This is a genomic window from Arthrobacter sp. 754 (genome assembly GCF_040548695.1).
Classification (GTDB): domain Bacteria; phylum Actinomycetota; class Actinomycetes; order Actinomycetales; family Micrococcaceae; genus Arthrobacter.
This window is the reverse complement of sequence record NZ_JBEPSC010000006.1, coordinates 284,907-304,349: the sequence shown is the minus strand read 5'-3', so window position 1 is coordinate 304,349 and position 19,443 is coordinate 284,907. Positions and strand designations below refer to the sequence as shown.

The 19,443-nt window shown below is 67.7% G+C and carries 20 protein-coding genes; 2 read left to right on the top strand and 18 right to left on the bottom strand.

Annotation, left to right across the window (positions count from 1 at the left end):
- The first annotated feature begins 35 nt into the window (after nucleotides 1–35).
- Complete coding sequence (locus tag ABIA70_RS18130; RefSeq protein WP_354148964.1) at nucleotides 36–575, top strand: TetR/AcrR family transcriptional regulator; 540 nt, start codon at nucleotides 36–38, stop codon at nucleotides 573–575.
- 38 nt (nucleotides 576–613) lie between these two features.
- Here ABIA70_RS18130 and ABIA70_RS18125 read toward each other — a convergent pair whose 3' ends face one another.
- From ABIA70_RS18125 to ABIA70_RS18115, 3 genes are all read right to left on the bottom strand, one after another.
- Complete coding sequence (locus tag ABIA70_RS18125) at nucleotides 614–1,804, bottom strand: 4-hydroxybenzoate 3-monooxygenase (RefSeq protein ID WP_354148963.1); 1,191 nt, start codon at nucleotides 1,802–1,804, stop codon at nucleotides 614–616.
- A gap of 124 nt (nucleotides 1,805–1,928) precedes the next feature.
- A complete protein-coding gene (locus tag ABIA70_RS18120; RefSeq protein WP_354148962.1) occupies nucleotides 1,929–2,669 on the bottom strand; it encodes an IclR family transcriptional regulator in 741 nt (246 codons plus the stop codon).
- Nucleotides 2,670–2,708: 39 nt separating this feature from the next.
- The gene (locus tag ABIA70_RS18115) at nucleotides 2,709–3,761 is read right to left on the bottom strand and encodes an FUSC family protein (protein ID WP_354148961.1); all 1,053 of its coding nucleotides are present in this window, start codon (nucleotides 3,759–3,761) and stop codon (nucleotides 2,709–2,711) included.
- 84 nt (nucleotides 3,762–3,845) lie between these two features.
- On the opposite strand from ABIA70_RS18115, the gene ABIA70_RS18110 reads away from it, so the two are divergent.
- On the top strand, nucleotides 3,846–4,697 hold the full coding sequence (locus tag ABIA70_RS18110; protein ID WP_354148960.1) for an ACT domain-containing protein: 852 nt from the start codon (nucleotides 3,846–3,848) through the stop codon (nucleotides 4,695–4,697).
- A gap of 2 nt (nucleotides 4,698–4,699) precedes the next feature.
- Here ABIA70_RS18110 and ABIA70_RS18105 read toward each other — a convergent pair whose 3' ends face one another.
- The 15 genes from ABIA70_RS18105 to ABIA70_RS18035 form a co-directional block, all read right to left on the bottom strand.
- Nucleotides 4,700–5,626, bottom strand: a complete 927-nt coding sequence (locus tag ABIA70_RS18105) for a diacylglycerol/lipid kinase family protein (protein ID WP_354148959.1) — start codon at nucleotides 5,624–5,626, stop codon at nucleotides 4,700–4,702.
- A gap of 48 nt (nucleotides 5,627–5,674) precedes the next feature.
- Complete coding sequence (locus ABIA70_RS18100) at nucleotides 5,675–7,048, bottom strand: NAD(P)(+) transhydrogenase (Re/Si-specific) subunit beta (RefSeq protein WP_354148958.1); 1,374 nt, start codon at nucleotides 7,046–7,048, stop codon at nucleotides 5,675–5,677.
- Nucleotides 7,045–7,368 (bottom strand): NAD(P) transhydrogenase subunit alpha part 2, encoded by a 324-nt coding sequence (locus tag ABIA70_RS18095; protein ID WP_354148957.1) that lies wholly within the window; start codon nucleotides 7,366–7,368, stop codon nucleotides 7,045–7,047. Before ABIA70_RS18095 ends, ABIA70_RS18100 begins: the two co-directional genes overlap by 4 nt.
- A complete protein-coding gene (locus ABIA70_RS18090; protein WP_354148956.1) occupies nucleotides 7,368–8,561 on the bottom strand; it encodes a Re/Si-specific NAD(P)(+) transhydrogenase subunit alpha in 1,194 nt (397 codons plus the stop codon). The genes ABIA70_RS18095 and ABIA70_RS18090 overlap by 1 nt, the downstream gene beginning before the upstream one ends.
- Nucleotides 8,562–8,661: 100 nt before the next feature.
- Nucleotides 8,662–9,486 carry an IclR family transcriptional regulator domain-containing protein gene (locus ABIA70_RS18085; protein ID WP_354148955.1) on the bottom strand — a complete coding sequence of 275 codons (825 nt, stop codon included), beginning with the start codon at nucleotides 9,484–9,486 and terminating at the stop codon, nucleotides 8,662–8,664.
- Nucleotides 9,487–9,593: 107 nt separating this feature from the next.
- Nucleotides 9,594–10,274 (bottom strand): 3-oxoacid CoA-transferase subunit B, encoded by a 681-nt coding sequence (locus tag ABIA70_RS18080; RefSeq protein WP_354148954.1) that lies wholly within the window; start codon nucleotides 10,272–10,274, stop codon nucleotides 9,594–9,596.
- Nucleotide 10,275: 1 nt separating this feature from the next.
- A complete protein-coding gene (locus tag ABIA70_RS18075) occupies nucleotides 10,276–10,935 on the bottom strand; it encodes a 3-oxoacid CoA-transferase subunit A (RefSeq protein WP_354148953.1) in 660 nt (219 codons plus the stop codon).
- Between the two features lie 3 nt (nucleotides 10,936–10,938).
- Entirely contained in the window at nucleotides 10,939–12,153 is a 1,215-nt protein-coding gene (locus tag ABIA70_RS18070) for a thiolase family protein (protein ID WP_354148952.1), read from the bottom strand.
- 2 nt (nucleotides 12,154–12,155) lie between these two features.
- Nucleotides 12,156–12,650 (bottom strand): 4-carboxymuconolactone decarboxylase, encoded by a 495-nt coding sequence (pcaC, locus tag ABIA70_RS18065; protein WP_354148951.1) that lies wholly within the window; start codon nucleotides 12,648–12,650, stop codon nucleotides 12,156–12,158.
- Nucleotides 12,647–13,465, bottom strand: a complete 819-nt coding sequence (locus ABIA70_RS18060; protein WP_354148950.1) for an alpha/beta fold hydrolase — start codon at nucleotides 13,463–13,465, stop codon at nucleotides 12,647–12,649. Before ABIA70_RS18060 ends, pcaC begins: the two co-directional genes overlap by 4 nt.
- A complete protein-coding gene (locus ABIA70_RS18055; protein WP_354148949.1) occupies nucleotides 13,458–14,972 on the bottom strand; it encodes a lyase family protein in 1,515 nt (504 codons plus the stop codon). The genes ABIA70_RS18060 and ABIA70_RS18055 overlap by 8 nt, the downstream gene beginning before the upstream one ends.
- Nucleotides 14,969–15,532 (bottom strand): protocatechuate 3,4-dioxygenase subunit alpha, encoded by a 564-nt coding sequence (gene pcaG, locus ABIA70_RS18050; protein WP_354148948.1) that lies wholly within the window; start codon nucleotides 15,530–15,532, stop codon nucleotides 14,969–14,971. The genes ABIA70_RS18055 and pcaG overlap by 4 nt, the downstream gene beginning before the upstream one ends.
- Before the next feature lie 15 nt (nucleotides 15,533–15,547).
- A complete protein-coding gene (pcaH, locus tag ABIA70_RS18045; RefSeq protein ID WP_354149039.1) occupies nucleotides 15,548–16,420 on the bottom strand; it encodes a protocatechuate 3,4-dioxygenase subunit beta in 873 nt (290 codons plus the stop codon).
- 57 nt (nucleotides 16,421–16,477) lie between these two features.
- Nucleotides 16,478–18,427 carry a bifunctional sugar phosphate isomerase/epimerase/4-hydroxyphenylpyruvate dioxygenase family protein gene (locus ABIA70_RS18040; RefSeq protein ID WP_354148947.1) on the bottom strand — a complete coding sequence of 650 codons (1,950 nt, stop codon included), beginning with the start codon at nucleotides 18,425–18,427 and terminating at the stop codon, nucleotides 16,478–16,480.
- Nucleotides 18,427–19,308 carry a shikimate dehydrogenase gene (locus tag ABIA70_RS18035; RefSeq protein ID WP_354148946.1) on the bottom strand — a complete coding sequence of 294 codons (882 nt, stop codon included), beginning with the start codon at nucleotides 19,306–19,308 and terminating at the stop codon, nucleotides 18,427–18,429. Before ABIA70_RS18035 ends, ABIA70_RS18040 begins: the two co-directional genes overlap by 1 nt.
- Between the last annotated feature and the right edge of the window lie 135 nt (nucleotides 19,309–19,443).

The following is a 19,443-nucleotide window of genomic DNA, read 5'->3' as shown; positions in this document are numbered from 1 at the left end:
GTAGTGAAATGGAAGATCCCAACTAGACTTGGCATATGCCTGACCGCCGGACGCAACTCATTGATGCCGCATTATCCGTCGTGGCGGACAAAGGAATGAAGGGCCTGACCCACCGCTCCGTGGACGCCGCGGCCGAGCTTCCCGAGGGGACCACGTCGAATTACTACCGGAACCGGGCATCCCTGGTGGAGGCCGTCCTGGACCGGCTCGAGCAGCTGGATGTCGAACTGCTGCAGCGCGTCGGCCCCACCGGCCCACCACGGGACACCGGGGAAATCGCCGAACAGCTTGCCGCCCTGGTGATGGCGCTCCTCCAGCAGCACGCTCCCCTCACGCGAGCCCGCCTGGCCCTCTCACTGGACCGGCCCGAGGCCGTGACGGCGGGACACTACCGGCTGGTGGGCGGCCTGGAGCAGACCCTCACAGGACTGGGCATCCCGGACGCGGGCGCGCGGGCACGCGATGTGTCCGACTACGGGGACGGCCTGCTGCTCCACCAGCTGACTGCCAGACGCGCCGAGCAGCCGGACCAGGCGGCAGTGGCCAACGCGATCCGGCGGCTCTTGGGACCTTAAAACCCATGTGGCCCTGGCGCATCTGGGGCAGCAACCGGCTACTGCGCTCCGGGCCAGCCCGTGTATGCCTCAGCCAGGTAGGCCATGCCGTGCTTCGATGAGACCACGGAGTTCAGTTCCCCGAGCTGGCGGGCGCGGGAGAAGTCGTCCGCGTCGGTGGGGGTGTGCAGCATGGTGGTCATCCAGTAGGAGAACTGCTGGGCCTTCCAGACCCGCTCCAGGGCGCGGTCACTGAAGGAGTCCAGCAGTGCCGTGGAACCGTTGCCGTAGAACGAATCCAGTCCTTCGAACAGGACCTTGACGTCATGGATGGCCAGGTTCAGGCCTTTCGCACCCGTGGGCGGCACCGTGTGGGCAGCGTCACCGGCAAGGAACAGGTTCCCGTACCGCATGGGCGTGTGCACAAAGCTGCGGAAGGGCAGGACCATCTTGTCGATGACCGGGCCTTCCTTGAGCTCGAACCCGTTGCCGTTGACCCTGCTGCGGAATTCGGCCCAGATCCGGTCATCATCCCATTCGGCCACGTTCTCCTTCGGGTCGCACTGGAAGTACATGCGCTGCACGGTTTCGGTGCGCTGGCTGATGAGTGCGAATCCGTTGTCCGAGTTGGCGTAGATCAACTCGTCCGAACTGCGGGGAGCCTCGGCCAGGATCCCAAACCAGGCGAACGGGTACTCGTGGAAGTACCACTTGCGGTGCGCCTCCGGGATCTGGAAGCGGCAGTGGCTGCGGGAGCCGTCGGCGCCAACCAGGAAGTCGGCCTGGATCTCGAACTCCACACCGTCCTCGTCCGTAAACCAGACCTTCGGCTTGCCCTCCAGATCGTGCACCGTGGTGTCGGTGACGCTGTAACGGACGTCCCCGCCGTCGGCCTTCCGCCTTGCGGCGAGGTCCAGGAAGACGTCAGTCTGGGGGTAGAGCCACACGGACTCCCCTACGAGTTCCTTGAAGTCGATGCGGTGGCTTTCGCCGTTGAAGCGCAGTTCGATGCCGTCGTGCCGGTCGCCGTCGCGGAGCACCCGCTCGGAAGCGCCGCTTTCCACCAGCATGTTCACGGTGCCGTGCTCAAGGATTCCCGCGCGGACAGTTTCAGAAATTGCCTTGTGGCTGCGGACCTCGATCACGGTGGACTCGATGCCCGACTTTGCCAGCAGGTGGGAAAGCATCAGCCCTGCCGGGCCGGCGCCCATGATGGCGACTTGGGTGGTGATGACCTTGCGTGGTGCCATGACTCGTCTCGCTTCGTTGCGGGACTCCTGCCGGGCAGGAGTCGGTGGGTGCGTCTGCTAACAGTGTCCGCCGCCAGCCCCCTCACCCCATAGGGCTCTTCCGTTGAATGGAAGGAAAGGTTGTTCAGTCAGTCAGCTGCCGGGCGATGCCGCGGGCGGCCGTTTGGAGGGCGGGAACCAGCGCCTGGAGGCGCATCTCCTGTAAAGGAACGACGACGCCGAGCGCCGCCACTGCGCGCTGCCTTGCGTCCAGAACGGGGACGGCAATGCCCCAGGTGTCCGGATCCACGACCCCGGCCAGCTGCGCGAAGCCCTGGTGGGCGGTCTCGGCCAGGAGCAGCCTGGCTTCTTCGGAGGTGAGCTTTCCGGCCGGATCAGTGAACTGCTTGAGGTAGTCCGCCTGCAGCGGTTTCTCCTGGTACGCCATCAGCGCCAGCCCTGCCGAGGACACGTGGACCGGCATCCGGCCGGCCACTTTCGCCCGGTTGGCAACGGACCCGCGGCGGGACAGCCGCTCCACAAACAGCGCTTCCCAGCCATCAAGGACCGCCAGGTTCACATTCTGGTTGAGGACCTGCTGGATGTCCTCCATAAAGGGAAGGGCAGCCTGCCGCAGGGCGAGAGTGGGCGAATTGCGGTTCACCAGCTCCCAGAGCCGGAGGCCGAGCCGGACGTTCCCGCCGTCGCCCGTTTCGAGCAGCCCATGGGCTGAGAGCTGCCGCACTATGCGGTGGGCGCTGGTGAGCGGCAGCCCGGAGCGTGCGGCGAGCTCGGAGAGCTGGAGGCTGCTCACGCCCTCGGGGAAGGCGGAGATGACCCGGACCACCCGGTCCACCACTGAATCACCGGACGTCGAATTGGCCATGGCAACCTCTTCCGTTCAATGGTTGGAGCTGTTTCCAGACTACAGCCCGCGCAGCCGCCGCCAGGCCGCAGGAGCCAGCACGACGCCAACACCCACGGCGGCGCCGATCACCGTCTCAATGATCCGGTCCCGGAGCAGGATGGCGGGCGAGGCCGGCACCACCAGCAGCGTGGAGATGAGGGCCAGGGGCGTGATGAAGACCTGCGCCAGCAGGTACTGCCGGATGATAAACATCTCTGCACCGAACTGGCACAGCGCCATCACCAGCACCGTCTGCCACGGTTCCAGGCCGAGCAGGAGGATAGCGGCGAGGACCGCCAGGCCCAGCACCGTTCCGATGATCCTCTGGACGCCGCGGCGGATACGGTGTCGCGTGGTGTGCCCCACCAGCGGCACCACGGCGGCCACCATGGCCCAGTAGTTGTGTCCGAATCCCAGCCACTGGCCCGCGAGGGTGGCCAGGGAGCCTGCCACACCCGCAGCGACGAGGTAGCCGAGGCCTTCCAGCCAGGCGGCGCGCCTTTCGCCAGGCGTGCGCCGGATATGCGGCGGCCGTACCCAGGGTGTGCGGTGGCCGGGCAGGACCCGTGCTGAGAAGCCAATCACCAGGGAGAGGACAGTGGTGAGCACGGCAACCAGCAATCCCTCCCCCAGGGGTGGCTGGTTGGGGATGGAGGCGATGGCTGCGAACGCGAAGATATGGAACAGCGAGCCGCCCGGCCGGAGACGCAGCAGGGAAATCACCAGGGAGCAGCCGCCGGCCACCAGCGTCGTGGTCAGGACCAGGAACCAGGTGGCAGCCATCGGGTCCAGCCCCCAGGCGCCGCCCAACCGGGCCGCGAGGGCTGCCAGGAACATGACCAGGAGCATCAGCAGACCGGCCCGGAGCTGCAGCACAAAGCGGGTGCCATGGGGTTCGCCGCGCCCGTAGATTCCGGTGAACGCGCCGAACGACGCGAAGATGGCCAGATCCAGCCGGCCCAGCAGCACCAGGGTGATCAGGGGCACAAACACTCCCACGGCACAGCGCAGGGCGGGATGGTGGTCCTTGTTGCCGGGGGCAATGCTGAACATTTCAGCGAGGAACTTCACCTGTTGATCCTATGTCCCGGACCTTTCGCACAATCGGAACGGCAGGGCAACACCCCCGAAACACCGCCCTGTGACTCTAAGGACATGAAGGACTCCGGGGATAAGAAGCCTGCTGCCATGAACCCTGCCGCCGACCTGAGCTGCGAAGTCTGCGGCCTCATGCCCGAACCCACCAAGGCCCGCCTGACCCTCGCCAATGTTGCGGTGATGCTGCCGATCGAGCTGCTGGTCCACGCCCTGGTGGTGGAAACGCACCTGCCCTACGTGGCGAAAGTCCTGGTCCTCACGCTCACGGCAACCGCGCTGGTGATCTGGGTGGCGGAACCCTCCGCCGCGCGGATCCTGCGTGGCTGGCTGCATGCGCCCGCGCTTAAACTCCGCAGGAAACTGAGCACCGCACCTGCCCTCTGGCGGGCCCGCACGGTCATGCAGGACACGCCCGGCTCCCTGCACAAAGTCACCCAGGCTTTGGCCCGCCTGGACACCAATATCCTGAGCATCCACGTCCATCCCGTGCCCGGCGGGGTCCTGGACGAGTTTGTGCTCTCGGCTCCGGGGAGCCTCAGTGAACGCCAGCTGCTGGAGGCACTGCGCGACGGCGGCGGCTCGCGTTCCCAGGTCTGGCCCACCACGGCGCTTGCCATGGCCGACGGGCAGACCAAGGCGCTGAGCCTCGCGGCCCGGATCGCCGGCGCCCCGGACGAACTGCCGCTGGCGGTGGCCGAACTGCTCCGCGCGCGGATCCTCACCCCGGCAGAGGCCGTCCTGGAAAAGCACGACGCCGGCACCCGCCTGAAGATCCCCACCGCATGGCACGGGCCCATCACCTTCGCCCGCCCCGGCGAGCCATTCACACCCGCTGAATCAGCCCGCGCCCACCGGCTGGCGGAGCTCGCCGAAATCCTCGCCCACCGACCGGCAGCCGCTGCTCAGTGAAGCTAGTTGGCCGCCATCCGGATGGTCAGGGCCTCGGGATCCATGGTCATGACCACGTGTTTGCCGTCGCCCTCATGGTCGCCGTCGAGCTGGTAATCGTCGTTGTGCTCCAGCGTGATCTCCACGGATTTGCCCTGGAAGTATTCAACGGAGGTGTCCGGGCCCTTGCCCTTGCCGATCATGCCGGCGATCACTGAGAACCAGCCCAGCTTTCCCTTCGGGGCGAGGACCACCACATCCAGGAGGCCGTCGTCCACCTTGGCGTCGGGGAAGATCTCCAGGTTGCCCTGGACCTTGCCGCAGTTTCCCACCATCACGCTGCGGACTCCGCGGTGGACCACGTCCTTGCCGTCAACAATGATGGTTGCCTTCACGGGCTTTCCGGGCAGGTTCCTGATGCCGGCGTCCACGTAGGCCAGCCAGCCCACCTTGTCCTTGAGGTCCTCGTTGGTGTCGGCCATGATGGTGGCGTCATATCCCACGCCCGCCATGACCAGGAAGACCTGTTCCTTGTCAGGGTCGTTCCGGACCGCGCGGACGACGTCGATTTTGCGCTCCCAGCCGGTCAGGGCACCCACCATGGCGCCTTCGATATCCGTGACGTCCATGCCCAGGTTGCGGGCCAGCAGGTTTCCCGTGCCCAGCGGCAGCAGCCCCATGGGGATGCCGGTGCCGGCAAGCACCTCAGCGACGCACCGCACAGTCCCGTCCCCGCCGGCAGCAATGACGATGCTGGCGCCCTGCTCGAGTGCCTCCTTCGCCTGGCCGACCCCGGGATCATCCTTGGTGGTCTCCAGCCAGATGGGCTCGCCCCAGCCGTTGTTCTCGGAGTGCTTGGTCATCAGGCCGCGCACGTCCATCTCCACCGGCTTGGCGGGGTTGATGATGACGGCTGCGCGCTTGAGGGTAGTGGAGCTCGTATCTGACATGGTGTCCTTCGCTGACGTGGAGGTGGGCCTAAAGGAAAGCGTACTTGGCTAGAGGGACTTAACCGCGCCGAGCACCTTGGCCAGGGAATCCTTGGCGTCGCCAAAGAGCAGGGAGGTCTGCGGCTCATACAGGAGGTCGTTCTCGATCCCGGCGAACCCGGGCCGCATGGAGCGCTTCAGGAAGATCACCTGGCGGGCCTCGGCCACTTCGAGGATGGGCATGCCGTAGATGGGTGAGCCGGAGGAGGTTTTGGCTGCCGGGTTCACCACATCGTTGGCTCCCACCACCAGAACCACGTCCGCGGTCCGGAACTCGGAGTTGATCTCGCCCATTTCCTTGAGCGATTCGTATGGCACGTTGGCCTCTGCCAGGAGCACGTTCATGTGGCCGGGCATGCGGCCGGCCACGGGATGGATGGCGAAGTCCACCTCGATGCCGCGGGCTTCCAGTGCCAAAGCCAGTTCGGCCGCGGTGTGCTGTCCCTGGGCCACGGCCAGGCCGTAGCCGGGCACGATGATCACCCGCTGTGCATACCCCAGGAGCACGGCCACGTCCTCCGCGCTGGAGGACCTGACGGGGCGTTCGCTCACGGCGGTGGATCCCGCCGTCGAACCTCCCTTGAAGGCGCCGAACAGGATGCCGGCGACGCTGCGGCCCATCGCCGCGGCCATCGCCCGGGTCAGGATGGTACCGGAGGCACCCACCAGGGTGCCGGCCACCACCAGGAGGACGTTGCCCAGCACCACGCCGGACGCCGCGACTGCAAGGCCGGTGAACGCGTTCAGCAGCGAGATGACGATGGGCACGTCCGCGCCGCCCACGGGAAGCACCAGCAGTGCCCCGGCCGCGAGTCCCAGCACCATGAGCAGGACGGCAAGCGGCAGGGAGCCGGTGAGGACGACGGCGACGCCGGTGCCGACGGCGGCAAGCAGCACTGCCGCCATGGCCACCGGGAGCCCGGGAAAAACGACCGGCCGGGTGGTCATCAGTTCCTGGAGTTTGGCGAAGGTCACGCCCGAGCCGGCGAATGAAACTGCCCCCACCAGGAGGGTGAAGACGATGGCCAGCCGCACCCAGGGGTCGCCGGTGTGGCTGAGTTCCAGCAGCGCCACCAGCGCGGCGGCGCCGCCGCCCACACCGTTGAAGAGGGCCACCAGCTGGGGCATCTGGGTCATCTTGACTCGCCGGGCCACGGGTGCGGCGACGGCGGTGCCCACAGCGATGGCGCCAATGATCCAGGGGATGTTGTCCAGCCTCGCGGAGAGGAATACGGTGACAACAGCGAGGAGCGCACCGAAAGCGCCGATCAGGTTGCCTCGCCGGGCCGTGCGCGGCGAACTGAGACCGCGCAGTGCCAGGATGAAGAACACGGCGGCGGCGAGGTAGAGCAGCGAGGTCCAGACGGGATCGAGGAGGGTCATTTCCCCTCGCCTTTCGCGGGCAGCTCCCTGGACCCTGCAAGCTCCTTGCGGGCATGGAACATGTGCAGCATCCGGTCCGTGACCACAAAGCCGCCCACCAGGTTCGCGGTTGCCAGGACAACTGCGAGCAGCGCCACCGCGAGGACCCAGGGATCGGCCGCCTGGCCGGCCACGATGATGGCACCCACCAGGATGATGCCGTGAATGGCGTTTGCCCCGGACATCAGCGGAGTGTGCAGGGTGCTGGAGACTTTGGAGACCACTTCGAAACCCACAAACACCGCGAGCACGGTGACCGTCAGCAGGCTCATGCCGTCCATCAGTGTTCCCCCCTGTCCTGCACATGGGGTGCGTGGTCGGGCGGGGGCGGGATGAGCGCCGCGAGTGCTTCCGCCGTGGGCAGGTGCCGCACCGCACCGTCGTGGGTGAGGCACGCACCGGCCACCACGTCGTCGTCGAAATCGGGTGCAACAACCCCGTCCCGGATCATCAGGGCCAGCAGGTTGGCCACGTTCTTGGCATAGAGGCGGGACGCGTCCGACGCCAGCGCGGACGGTGCGTCCTTCAGCCCCACGAGGGTGACGTGGCCGTGGCCGTCGGCGGTGGGGACCAGGATGTCCTCGCCGGGAACGGAGCCTTCCACGTTGCCGCCGGACTCCGCGGCGAGGTCGACGACGACCGAACCGGGGCGCATGCCCTGCACCATCTGGCGGGAGACAAGGAGGGGGGCGCGCCTGCCGGGGACGGCCGCCGTCGTGATCAGGACGTCGGACTGGGCCACGTGCGGGGCGAGGAGCTCACGCTGCAGGGCGCCACGGTCGGCACTGAGCTCGCGGGCGTAGCCGCCGGACGCTTCGGCGGTTTCGAGGTCGAGCTTGATGAAGGTACCGCCCATCGAGGCGACCTCATCCGCGGACGCCGGCCGGATGTCGTTGGCGGAGACGCGGGCACCCAGCCGTTTCGCGGTGCCGATGGCCTGGAGCCCGGCGACTCCCGCCCCGAGCACCAGCACACGGGCCGGCGGAACCGTGCCGGCGGCGGTCATGAACAGCGGGAAGAACCTTGGCAGCCGGATGGCCGCCTCCAGGACGCAGCGGTAGCCGGCCACCAGGGCCTGGGAGCTGAGGGCATCCATGGACTGCGCGCGGGAGATGCGGGGCACAAGCTCAAGGGCGAAGGACGTGACCCCTGCTTCGGCAAGGGCCTGGACGGTGGGCAGCTCGGACGACGGCGAGGCCAGGCCCACGGTGACGGCGCCCCTTTTCAGGGCCTTCGCCGTCGCAGGTTCCAGCGGGCGGACGTGGGCGAGGACGTCCAGTTCCGGAAGGTCAAGGGCCCGGACCAGCCGGGCACCGGCCTCGACGTAGTCCTGGTCCGGGTAGTCGGCCGACGCCCCGGCCGTGGCCTCGATGATGACCTCCAGGCCCAGTCCCGCCAGCTGCCTGGCCGTTTCCGGTGTGGCCGCCACCCGCAGCTCACCATCATGGCATTCCCGCGGTATGCCCAGTTTCACCGGCCAACTCCCCTCACGGACGTAGTTGGCTAGAGTCTATGGCCAGCCCGCGCAAAGTGGCAGCAGTTCCCGGAGAATTGCCCCGTGCGGGACGTGGTTGCTAGCCCCGGGCGGTCAGGTCCGCGGAAATCAGCTTTGCCGTCGCCACAATCTCCTCCGCCACGGAGGCGAGGTAGGCGTCCCGGTCCGGCTGGGCGGCGACGGACTGGGCCTGCAGCGAAACGTTCACGGCGGCCACCACTTCGGTCGGCCCGTCGTACACGGGGGCGGCAACGGACATCAGCCCCAGTTCCAGCTCCTGGTCCACCAGGCACCAGCCCTGGGCCCTGACGGTCTCCAGCACGGCCAACAGCTCAGGCACACTGCCCAGCCCCCGCGGGGTCACCGGTTTGATCTCGGCCGCCGCCAGGTAGGCCTTGAGACCGGCCGGCGGCAGGGCCGCGAGCAGGACCCTGCCCATGGACGTGGCATACGCCGGGAAGCGCGTGCCCACCGTGATCCCCACATTCATGATGCGGCGGGTGGTGACCCGGGCGATGTAGGCGATGTCCGTGCCGTCCAGCACAGCAGCGGATGTCGACTCCCCCAGCTTCAGGGAGAGTTCCTCCAGGTGCGGCATGGCCAGCTGCGGCAGGGAGAGCCCAGAGAGGTAGGCATACCCCAGCTGCAGGACCATGGCCGTGAGGGCGAACGTTTTGCCGTCCGTGCGCACGTAGCCGAGCTCAACGAGCGTGTGCAGGAAACGCCGCGCCGTTGCCCTGGTCAGGCCTGTCCGGGCCGCCACTTCGGTGAGGGTCATGACCGGGTGTTCGGTGTCGAACGCGCGGATCACGGCCAGCCCGCGCGCCAGCGACTGCACGTACAGGTCGCTCGCCTGCGGAGCGGGCAGTACGTCCTGGCCGGCGTTGATCCCAGAGTTGGTCATGGTTACCAATCCTAAAGTGGGCGGGTTGGGCAAGAAGACGCCGCTTGCGGGGCCCGCTCTACGTCCCCCGGCACTGCGGACGAGCGTAAAGCGGTCCTACAACGGGCCTAAGCCGCTGCCTTGAGCGGCACCGGGACCAGTTCCTGGAGTTCCTCCAAAGTGCAGCCGAACGTCTCACGGACGGTCACGCCGTCCGGGCCCGTCAGGAACACCGCCTTGTCCGTGTAGACACGGGTCACGCAGCCCACGCCGGTGAGCGGATAGGTGCAGGTTTCCACGATCTTGGAGGCTCCTTCGCGGGTCAGGAGCGTCATCATCACGAACACGTCCTTGGCGCCGGTGGCCAGGTCCATGGCGCCGCCCACGGCGGGGATGGCATCCGGGGCGCCGGTGTGCCAGTTGGCGAGGTCGCCCGTGGCCGAGACCTGGAACGCACCGAGCACGCAGATGTCCAGGTGGCCGCCGCGCATGATCGCGAACGAGTCGGCGTGGTGGAAGTAGGACGCACCCGGGAGTTCGGTGACGGGAATCTTGCCGGCGTTGATGAGGTCTCCGTCAATCTGGTCCCCCTTGGCTTCCGGGCCCATGCCCAGCATGCCGTTCTCCGTGTGGAGCGTGATGTTCTGCTCCGGCTTCAGGTAGTTGGACACCAGGGTGGGCTGGCCGATGCCGAGGTTCACGAACGAACCCGGGGCGATGTCCCGCGCCACCAGTTCCGCGAGTTCGTCCCGGCCCAGGGGCTTGTCGGAGGTCTGGATGCTGGCTTGGCTGTTGGTTTGTGCGCTCATCTCAGGCCACCTTCACGATGCTGTTGACGTAGATTCCGGGGGTAACAACGTTTTCCGGGTCCAGTCCCCCGGTGGGGACGATCTCGGACACCTGGACCACCGTGTGTTTCGCGGCGGCGGCCATGATGGGGCCGAAGTTCCGGGCGGTCTTGCGGTAGACGAGGTTACCCACGCCGTCAGCCTTCAGCGCCTTGATCAGCGCGACGTCGGCGTGGATCGGCGTCTCGAACACCTGGCCGCGGCCGTCGATGACCCGGGTTTCCTTGCCCTCGGCCAGCATGGTGCCATACCCGGTGGGGGTAAAGAACCCGCCGATGCCCGCGCCCGCGGCACGGATCCGCTCGGCCAGGTTGCCCTGCGGAACGAGCTCCAGCTCAATCTCACCGGCCTTGTACTTGGCGTCGAAGTGCCAGGAGTCGGACTGCCGCGGGAAGGAACAGATCATCTTCTTCACCCGGCCTTCCTTGATCAGGAGCGCGAGGCCCTGATCGCCCTGGCCTGCGTTGTTGTTCACCACGGTCAGGTCCTTGGCGCCGCAGTCCATCAGGGCGTCAATCAGTTCGAACGGCTGGCCCGCGTTGCCGAACCCGCCGATCATCACGGTGGAGCCGTCCTTGATGCCGGCGACGGCCTCGTTGACGGAGTCTAAAAATGTCAGCATTGCTCAGCCCTTCACTGGTTCTGCCGCCGGGGCGGCGGTGACGTTTTCAAGCACGACGGCGAGGCCCTGGCCGACGCCGATGCAGATCGCGGCGACGCCCCAGCGCTCCCCGGAGGCCTGCAGGGACCGGGCGAGGGTGCCCAGGATCCGGGTGCCGGACGCGCCGAGGGGGTGGCCCATCGCGATCGCGCCGCCGTGCCGGTTCACGATGGCCGGGTCGATACCCCAGGCGTTGATGCAGGCCAGGGACTGCGCGGCGAACGCCTCATTAAGTTCGACGGCGCCCACCTGGTCCCAGCCGATGCCCGCCTTCGCGAGGGCCTTGTTCGCGGCCTCCACCGGGGCGTAGCCGAAGAACTGAGGATCATTGGCGTGCGCGCCCCGGCCCGCGATCCGGGCCAGCGGCTCCAGGCCCAGGATCCCGGCCGCGTTCTCGGAACCGATCCACGCCGCGGACGCGCCGTCGGAGAGCGGGGAGGCGTTCCCCGCGGTGACGGTGCCGTTCTCGGCCCGGAAAACCGTCTTCAACCCGCCGAGTTTCTCCGCCGAGGACCCGGCACGGATGCCCTCATCCCGGACCAGGTCAGTTCCCGGGACCGGGGTCACGAGGTTGTCATAGAAGCCTTCATCCCAGGCGGCCGCGGCAAGGTTGTGGGAGTTCGCGGCGAACCCGTCCTGCTGCTCCCGGGTCACCCCGTACTTCTCGCGGAGCCGCTCGGTGGCCTCGCCCAGGGAGATGGTCCACTCCGCCGGCATCGCCTTGTTCACCAGCCGCCAACCCAAAGTGGTGGAGGCCAGGGTCAGATCCCCTGCCGGGTACGGCTTCTCCGTCTTCGGCAGCACCCACGGGGCACGGGACATCGACTCCGCCCCGCCCACCAGCATCAGCTCGGCATCCCCGGCGTTGATCTGCCGCGAGGCGATGATCGCCGCATCCAAAGAAGAACCGCACAACCGGTTAACGCTCGTGCCCGGAATCGACACCGGAAGGCCCGCGAGCAGGGTGCCCATCCGGGCGATGTTCCGGTTCTCCTCACCGGCACCGTTCGCGTTCCCGAACACCACCTCATCAATCCGCTCCGGATCCAAACCCGGCGCCCGCTTCACGGACTCCCTGATCACATGCGCGGCGAGGTCATCCGGACGGACCCCCGCCAAACCCGAACCGAACTTACCGAACGGGGTGCGCACGGCGTCGTACACAAAAGCCTGATTCATTGTTACTGCCCGTTTCTTTCTGTATCGATGACGGCATTGTCCATTTCATGGAATACCTGTTGCGCTGTCTTGAAAGCCGTATTCGCCGACGGAACGCCGCAGTAGATGGCCGTCTGCAGCAGGATCTCCTTGATTTCGTCCCGGCTCAGGCCGTTGGTGAGGGCCGCACGGATGTGCATGGCCAGCTCTTCCCAGTGCCCGTGCGCCACCATGGCGGTGATGGTCACCGCGGAACGCATCTGCCGGGAGATGCCTGGACGGGTCCAGATGCCGCCCCACGCGATCCGCGTGATCATGTCCTGGAAGTCCTCGGTGAAGGCGTCCATGTTGGCGGTGGCCCGGTCCACGTGCGCGTCACCCAGCACTTCGCGGCGGACCACCATGCCGCCGTCGTATATCTCCTTGCTGGTGGCACCGGGCTGGACCACGCCATGGCGCTCCGCGCCTGAGGGTTCCGAGCCTGACGATTCGGTACCTGACACTTCCGCCCCGGTCATTTGCCGGCTCCCCGGGATTCGCTCCAGGAGATCAGGTTCCGCAGCAGTTCAGCCACGTGGGCGGGCGCCTCGGCCGGGGCCAGGTGCGCCACTCCCTCCAGCGTCACAGCATTCGCGGTGCCGCCGCCGGCGGTAATGCCGGCAACGATTTCTTCAGCGAACGACGGCGGCACAACAGTGTCGGCCGCACCCGCCACGGCCTGCGTGGGGACGGAAATGCTGCCTAGTTCCGCGCGGACGTCAAAGGCTGCCAGCGCTTCACAGCAGTAGGCGTAGCTGAAACGGTCGGCATCGCGGAGCGAGTGCAGGAGGCGGCTGCTCAACTCGGGCTCGCGGTCCATGAAGCCGGGAGCGAACCAGCGCTCGGCCGAGCCCTGGATCACCACGGGGGTGCCCTGGCTGCGCACTTTCTCGGCGCGTTCCAGCCAGCCCTCGGGAGTGCCGATCTTCGCGCCGCTGCACTGGACCGAGAGGCTCTTGAGGCGTTCGCCGTGCTTGATGCCGAGCTGCAGGCCGGTGGCCCCGCCAAGCGAAACCCCGGCGTAGTGGAAGGCCTCGCCGGGAGCGATCGAATCCACCAGGTCCACCACGGAGTCCGCCAGCGCGGCGACGTCGAACGGTTCGGTGGCTGCCGGCGAAACGCCGTGGCCGGGCAGGTCCCAGGCTACGACGTCATAGTCGGTGCCCAGCAAGGACGCCGTTGCGGTCCACAGGATCGAGGACGTGCCCAGCGAGGGCCCCACCACCAGGAGGGGACGTTCGCCCAGGGGGCGCTGGGGCGAAAGCAGGACTGCCTTCAGGGTTGGATTAGCCACGGTTGGCTCCGTTCGCGTTGGGGTTGGGGTTGGGGTGCGCAGGTGACCCGGAGTCTGAAAAGGGTTTGGCCGGCCCGGCATAGTCCGGATAGGCGGCCAGGATGCGCCGGCCAATCCCGCCCGCCTGGCCGAGATAATTGGCCGGGTCCAGCAGTTCGTCCAGCTGAGCATCGGACAGCCGGTCCGCCGGGACGGCTTCGCGCAGCCGTTGGCGGTAGGTGGCGGCCTGCTCGGCGGCAGGCGCCTGCAGTGTCCGGTCCACTACCGCCTGGAGCTGCTCCTTGCCGGAGCGGCCGTCCTTGGCCTCGAGCAGCGGGGCCACGACGGCGCCCACGCCTTCGGCCAGCAGCAGCGGGCCGGCGAGGTCCAGGTTGCGGCGCATGGCGTCCGGGAAGACCTGCAGGCCTTCGGCGAGCTCCCTCAGGTGCCCGGCTGCGCCGAGGGCCAGTTGCAGGAGCTGGCGGAGGGCCGGCCATTCCGTGTGCCAGGCGCCGTCGGGGCGTTCGTCGTTGAAGTTGGCCGCGGCCAGGTGCAGCTGGGCCACCAGTTGCGGCCCCTGGAGGGCAGCGCTGCGGAGCAGGACTGACAGCACCGGGTTCTGTTTCTGCGGCATGGCAGAAGAGACCCCGCGCCCGGCGGCCCGCGGTTCGGCAAGTTCGGCCACCTCGGGACGGCTCAGGAACAGGACGTCGGCGGCGACCTTGCCCGCGGCATCGAGCACTGCGGCCAGCGCATTGCCCAGGGAGGTTACGGCCAAGCGGTTGGTGTGCCATGGCGCCGGCGCTGCGGCCAGCCCCAGCTGCGCGGCCAGCGCGTCAGAGAGGTCAAAGGGGGTTTTGTCCGCACCCGCTGTCAGCACGGTTCCGGCGGCCAGCGTTCCGGCTGCGCCACCGAACTGCACCGGGAATTCCGTGCGTTCCAGCTGCCGTCCAGCCGCAGCCACACCGTGGAACCACTGCGCGGCCCGAAGCCCGAAGGTGAAGGGCAGGGAATGCTGGGTCAAGCTCCTGCCCACGCCCAACGTGTCCGCATGCTTCTCCGCCAAGGCGGCGAGCGCCGCCGTCGTACATTTCAGGTCCGCGAGCAGCGCGTCAACGGTGTTGCGGGCGAGCAGCATGAGGGCAGTGTCCAGCACATCCTGGCTGGTCAGGGACGTGTGGATAGCCTTACCGGCGCCGATGCCCGCCGCATCCAGCGCCGAAACCTGCTTCCGCAGATCGGCGAGGAGCGGGATCACGGGATTGCCGCCGCCCTGGGCACGGAGCGCGATGTCCGCCACGTCGTAACGGCCCGCCTCGGCGGCGGAGGCCACGATAGCGGCGGAACCGGCCGGCGCCAGGTCCGCCGCTTCGAGCACCGCAGCCCAGCCCGACTCGACGGCGAGAATCGCCGCCAGCACGGCACGGTCCCCTGTCAGCGCCCGCACCAAAGGCGACGCCGACACGGGACTCAGCAGGCCGGCGTCGCCATCGGTGCCTCCGTAACTGGCCAGGGCGGCAGCCGTCACTGGAAGTCCAGGAAGACTGTTTCGCCCTCGCCCTGCAGCCGGACGTCCCAGGTGAGTCCGCCGTCGGCGTCGCGGCGTGCGATCAGCGTCTTGCGGCGTTCCGGATCCAGCGAGGAAAGCAGCGGGTCCTTGGCCAGCGCCTCCTCATTTTCCGGGAGGTAGATCCGGCTGAACAACCGGTTGGTCAGGCCGCGGGCGAAGATGGCCACGGCGATGAACGGTGCCGAGCCTTCCTCGGTGGGTCCGGGGTCGACGGTGGTGAAGGTGAAGACACCGCTGTTGCCTACGGAGCTCCGGCCGAATCCGGTGAACGTATAGCCGTCACGGACCAGCGAGCCGGTCCGGTCCACCACTTTGCCTTCGGAATCCGCCTGCCAGATTTCCAGGATGGCGTCCGGGACCGTGGCGCCGGAGCCGTCGTAGACGGTGCCCTGCAGGCGGATGGAGCCCGGTGTTCCCGGGGCCAGCAGTTCACGGTCCTTTGCGTACGGCAGGGCGTAGCCGAAGAACGGGCCAACGGTCTGGCCGGGCGTGGGGGTGAGCTTGGTCTGGTTACTCATGTGCCTGTCCTCTGCCTATTCGCTCTGGTCGCCTGCAGTACCAAGGGCTTCGTTCTCGGTCCAGGTCCGTTTGGGACCGGTCAGGATGATGTCCCAGTTGTAGCCGAGCGCCCACTCCGGCTGGGTGAGGTCGTGGTTGTAGTCCGCTACGAGCCGGTCCCGGGCATCCTGGTCCACGATGGTCTGGTAGATCGGATCCAGCGGGAAGAGCTGGTCACCGGGGAAGTACATCTGGGTGATGATGCGCTGGGTGAATTCGGTCCCGAACAGGGAGAAGTGGATGTGCGCCGGGCGCCACGCGTTCAGGTGGTTCTTCCAGGGGTAGGCGCCGGGCTTGATGGTGGTGAACCGGTAGGAGCCGTCGGGGCCGGTGATGCAGCGGCCGACGCCGGTGAAGTTGGGGTCCAGCGGGGCCGGGTGCTGGTCGCGCTTGTGGATGTAGCGGCCGGCAGCGTTGGCCTGCCAGATCTCCACCAACTGGCCCGCGACGGGCCGGCCGTCGCCGTCGAGCACACGCCCGGCAACAATGATCCGCTCGCCCTGCGGCTCGCCGTTGTGCTGGATAGTCAGGTCCGCTTCCAGGGCGTGCACGTCCTGGTGGCCGAACGCCGGCGAGTACAGCTCGATGGTCTCGGGGTCGGCGTGGTGCAGGTCCTTGGTGGGGTGCCGCAGGATGCTGCTGCGGTACGGCGGGTAGTCCAGGCGCGGCTGGATTTCCGCCGGGGCGCCGCCCTTCAGTGCCTGGGCGTAAGCCTCCCCGATGGCGTTGATCTCGGCGCTGAGATCCTGCTGGGTCTTCACGGCTGCGTCAAGGGGGGCGTGCCCGGCCTTCGGTTCAGCAGCGGATACAAACTCGTCCGTCTCAAGCTCGCCATTGGTTTCTGGCAACACGGCTGGCTCCTTTCTCGTTTCGGTTCGTTGGTGCGGGCAGTGCTCTTGGACGGGTCAGGGTAAGAGCATGGGGCTGCGTTGCTGCAGGTGGTCGTACTGCACCGCGTGCCGCACGGGCGCGTTGGGGGCGCCGTAGCCGTCGTAGGCCCCGCGGCGTTCCACCATCTCGAAGAACACGCTGCCCACGGTGGCGGTGTAGAAGTGCAGGAACTCGCCGTCGGCGTCGCGATCGTAGAGGAGGTTCAGCTCCTGCAGCGTGGCCAGGAAGTCCGGGGCCAGTCCGAAGCGGGCGTCCAGGTCCTCGTAGTAGTTGGCCGGAATCTGCAGGAACTCCAGGCCGCGGGCCTTGCAGTCCCAGGCGGTGGCCACCAGGTCGTCCACGGCAAAGGCGATGTGTTCCTGGTACGTCCTGCGCGCACCCGTCCCGGTGGCTGACCCCGCTCCGGACGCGCCGTCCTGCTGCATCAGCGGGGCGAGGTTCAGCACCAGCCGCACCGAGCGGTCCGCCGTGAGCATCACCTGCGAGCGGACCAGGCCGGTGGGGCTGGGCACCTCGGCGAAGGGCTGCGGCTCGAGGGCCAGGGCGCTGGTGTAGAACAGGACGGCTTCGTCAAAGTGCTGCCAGGGCTGGGCCAGGTTGACGTGGTCAATCACGGCGGTGGCGCCGGCTGCCGGCACCTCGAGGCCTTCGCCAAACTCCCTTGTCCAGGCCGCGGTGCCGTCGGGGCTGCCCTGGCACAGGAAGATCTCCGTGGAATCCGGGGCCGCGAAGCCCTGGAAAATCTCCTCGTTGGCCTGGCTCTTCCGCGGGACCGCCGGGGCCTTCAGCTGCTGGGCCCGGGCTGCGGCAATCACGGGAGACTCGACGTCGAACCCCAAAGCGGCGATGGCCGGCTCGGCATGCGTGGCAGCCTGCTCGTTGATGATCACCCGCGCGTGCCCCATGGTCCAGAGCTGCACATCCTTGGTGCGGTGCCGGCCGTTGAACTCGAAACCCAGCTGTCCCAGGACCGTCTCCAGGACCTTGGAATCAGCGGCCCTGACCTCGGCGAAGTTGTACCCCGCCGGCTCGGCAACCTGCGGCAGTGTGGCCAGTTCCATGGGATAACGACGGCGGGCGGAGGCCTTGGGGCCGGCGGCACCGTTGCCCGCGGCACCGGCGGCTGCCAGAGCCGGGGCGTTCGCGTCCAGCCACTTGGCGCTCTGCTCCTCCAGCCAGATGAGCGAGCGCATGGCATCAACGGCCGTGCGCTCCACGTCCGACTGGCGGAAGACGTCGTTGAAGATCTCAAGGGACACCGGGCCGCTGTAGCCGGCCCGGACCACGTGGCCCATGAACTTGGCCAGCTCGAACTGGCCCTCGCCCGGGAACACCCGGTAATGCCGGCTCCAGGACAGCACATCCATGGAGAGTTTGGGCGCATCGGCAACCTGGACGAAGAAGATCTTCTCCGGGTTGAAGGCCTCGATGGGGGCGGTGTCCCAGTTGCGGGAAAGGATGTGGAACGAATCCAGGCACGTGCCCAGGTTGGGGTGGTCCACGGCCTCCACCAGCTTGTGGGCGTGCTCGTAGTCGCTGACGTACTTGCCCCAGGCGAGGGCCTCGTAGGCAACCTTGACGCCGTGGTCCCCCGCTAGGGTTGCCAGGCGGCCCAGCTGTTCGGCACGGAGGTCGTCGCTGTCGATGCTGGCCGTTGCCACGTTGGAGCAGACCAGGATGGTGTCCATGCCGAGCCGCGCCATGAGCTTGAATTTGGCTTCGGCCCTGCGGAGATTGGCGGCGAGGAGGTCCTCTTCCACACTGTCGAAGTCGCGGAAGGGCTGGTAGAGGTCAAGGGTCAGGCCAAGGTCTGCGGCCAACTTCCGGACGTCCTCGGGCGCGAGCGGGGAGGTGACCAGGTCCTGCTCGAAGATTTCTATGCCGTCGAAGCCTGCTATGGCGCACGCCTGCATCTTCTCCTTCAGCGTGCCGGAGAGGCAGACTGTGGCGATTCCGGTGCGCATCAGGCAGCCACCTCTTCAGCGGCCACGAGCTCCAGGAAGTGGCCGCGCATGCGGTCCGCATCTGCCGTCAGCCCCGTGAAGATCCGGAAAGCATCGGCAGCCTGCCCTACGGCCATCCGTCCGCCGTCCAGGACATCGCAGCCCTTCGCGCGGGCGCCGAGCACCAGTTCGGTCTCGATGGGGCGGTAGACAATGTCGGCCACCCAGTGCCGGGGTTCGAGCAGCTCAAGGTCCAGCGGGGCGCCGGGGTGGGCGGCCATGCCTACCGGGGTGCAGTGCACCAGACCGTCGGCCAGCGGCATCAACTGCGGCAGCTCCGCCGTCGTACGCGCCGTCACGGTACTGCCGGGGAAGAAGCCGGCCAGTTCCTCAGCTCGTGCCGCGGCACGGGCGGGGTCGACGTCCACCAGATCCAGTTCCCGCACCCCGGCGGTCAGCAGGGCGTAGGCGACGGCGGAACCGGCACCGCCCGCACCCAGCTGGACCACCCGGTTAAGCTTCGCTCCGGGGAGCCCGGAGGCAAGGGCGGAAGCGAAGCCGGAAAAGTCCGTGTTGTGGCCGATGAAGCGGCCGTCCTCGATGACCACGGTGTTCACGGCGCCCAGCTTGAGGGCGTCCGGGGAAATCTCATCCAGGTGCGCCAGGACCAGCTGCTTGCAGGGGTGGGTGATGTTCAGGCCGTTGAAGCCGAGGCTGCGGGCGCTTTTGAGCAGGTCGCCCACGGCCTCCCCCGGAAGGCCGAGCTCCAGCAGGTCGATGGGGCGGTAGAGATAGCGCAGGCCCTGCACATCAGCTTCGCGTTCGTGCATGGGCGGGGTGAGTGACGGCATCACGCCATCGCCGACCAGTCCCACGAGGTAGGACTCAGTTCGATTGCTCATCCGGGCAGCTCCTTTGATACGGCACCTGGCGGGCGGCGGCGCACTGGGCGGACGCGGCGGGCTGGGTGATAGGGATTACAGTACAACACTTGTTCACTTCTTGCACTCTTGTTCGACCTGCGAACAAAGTACGAC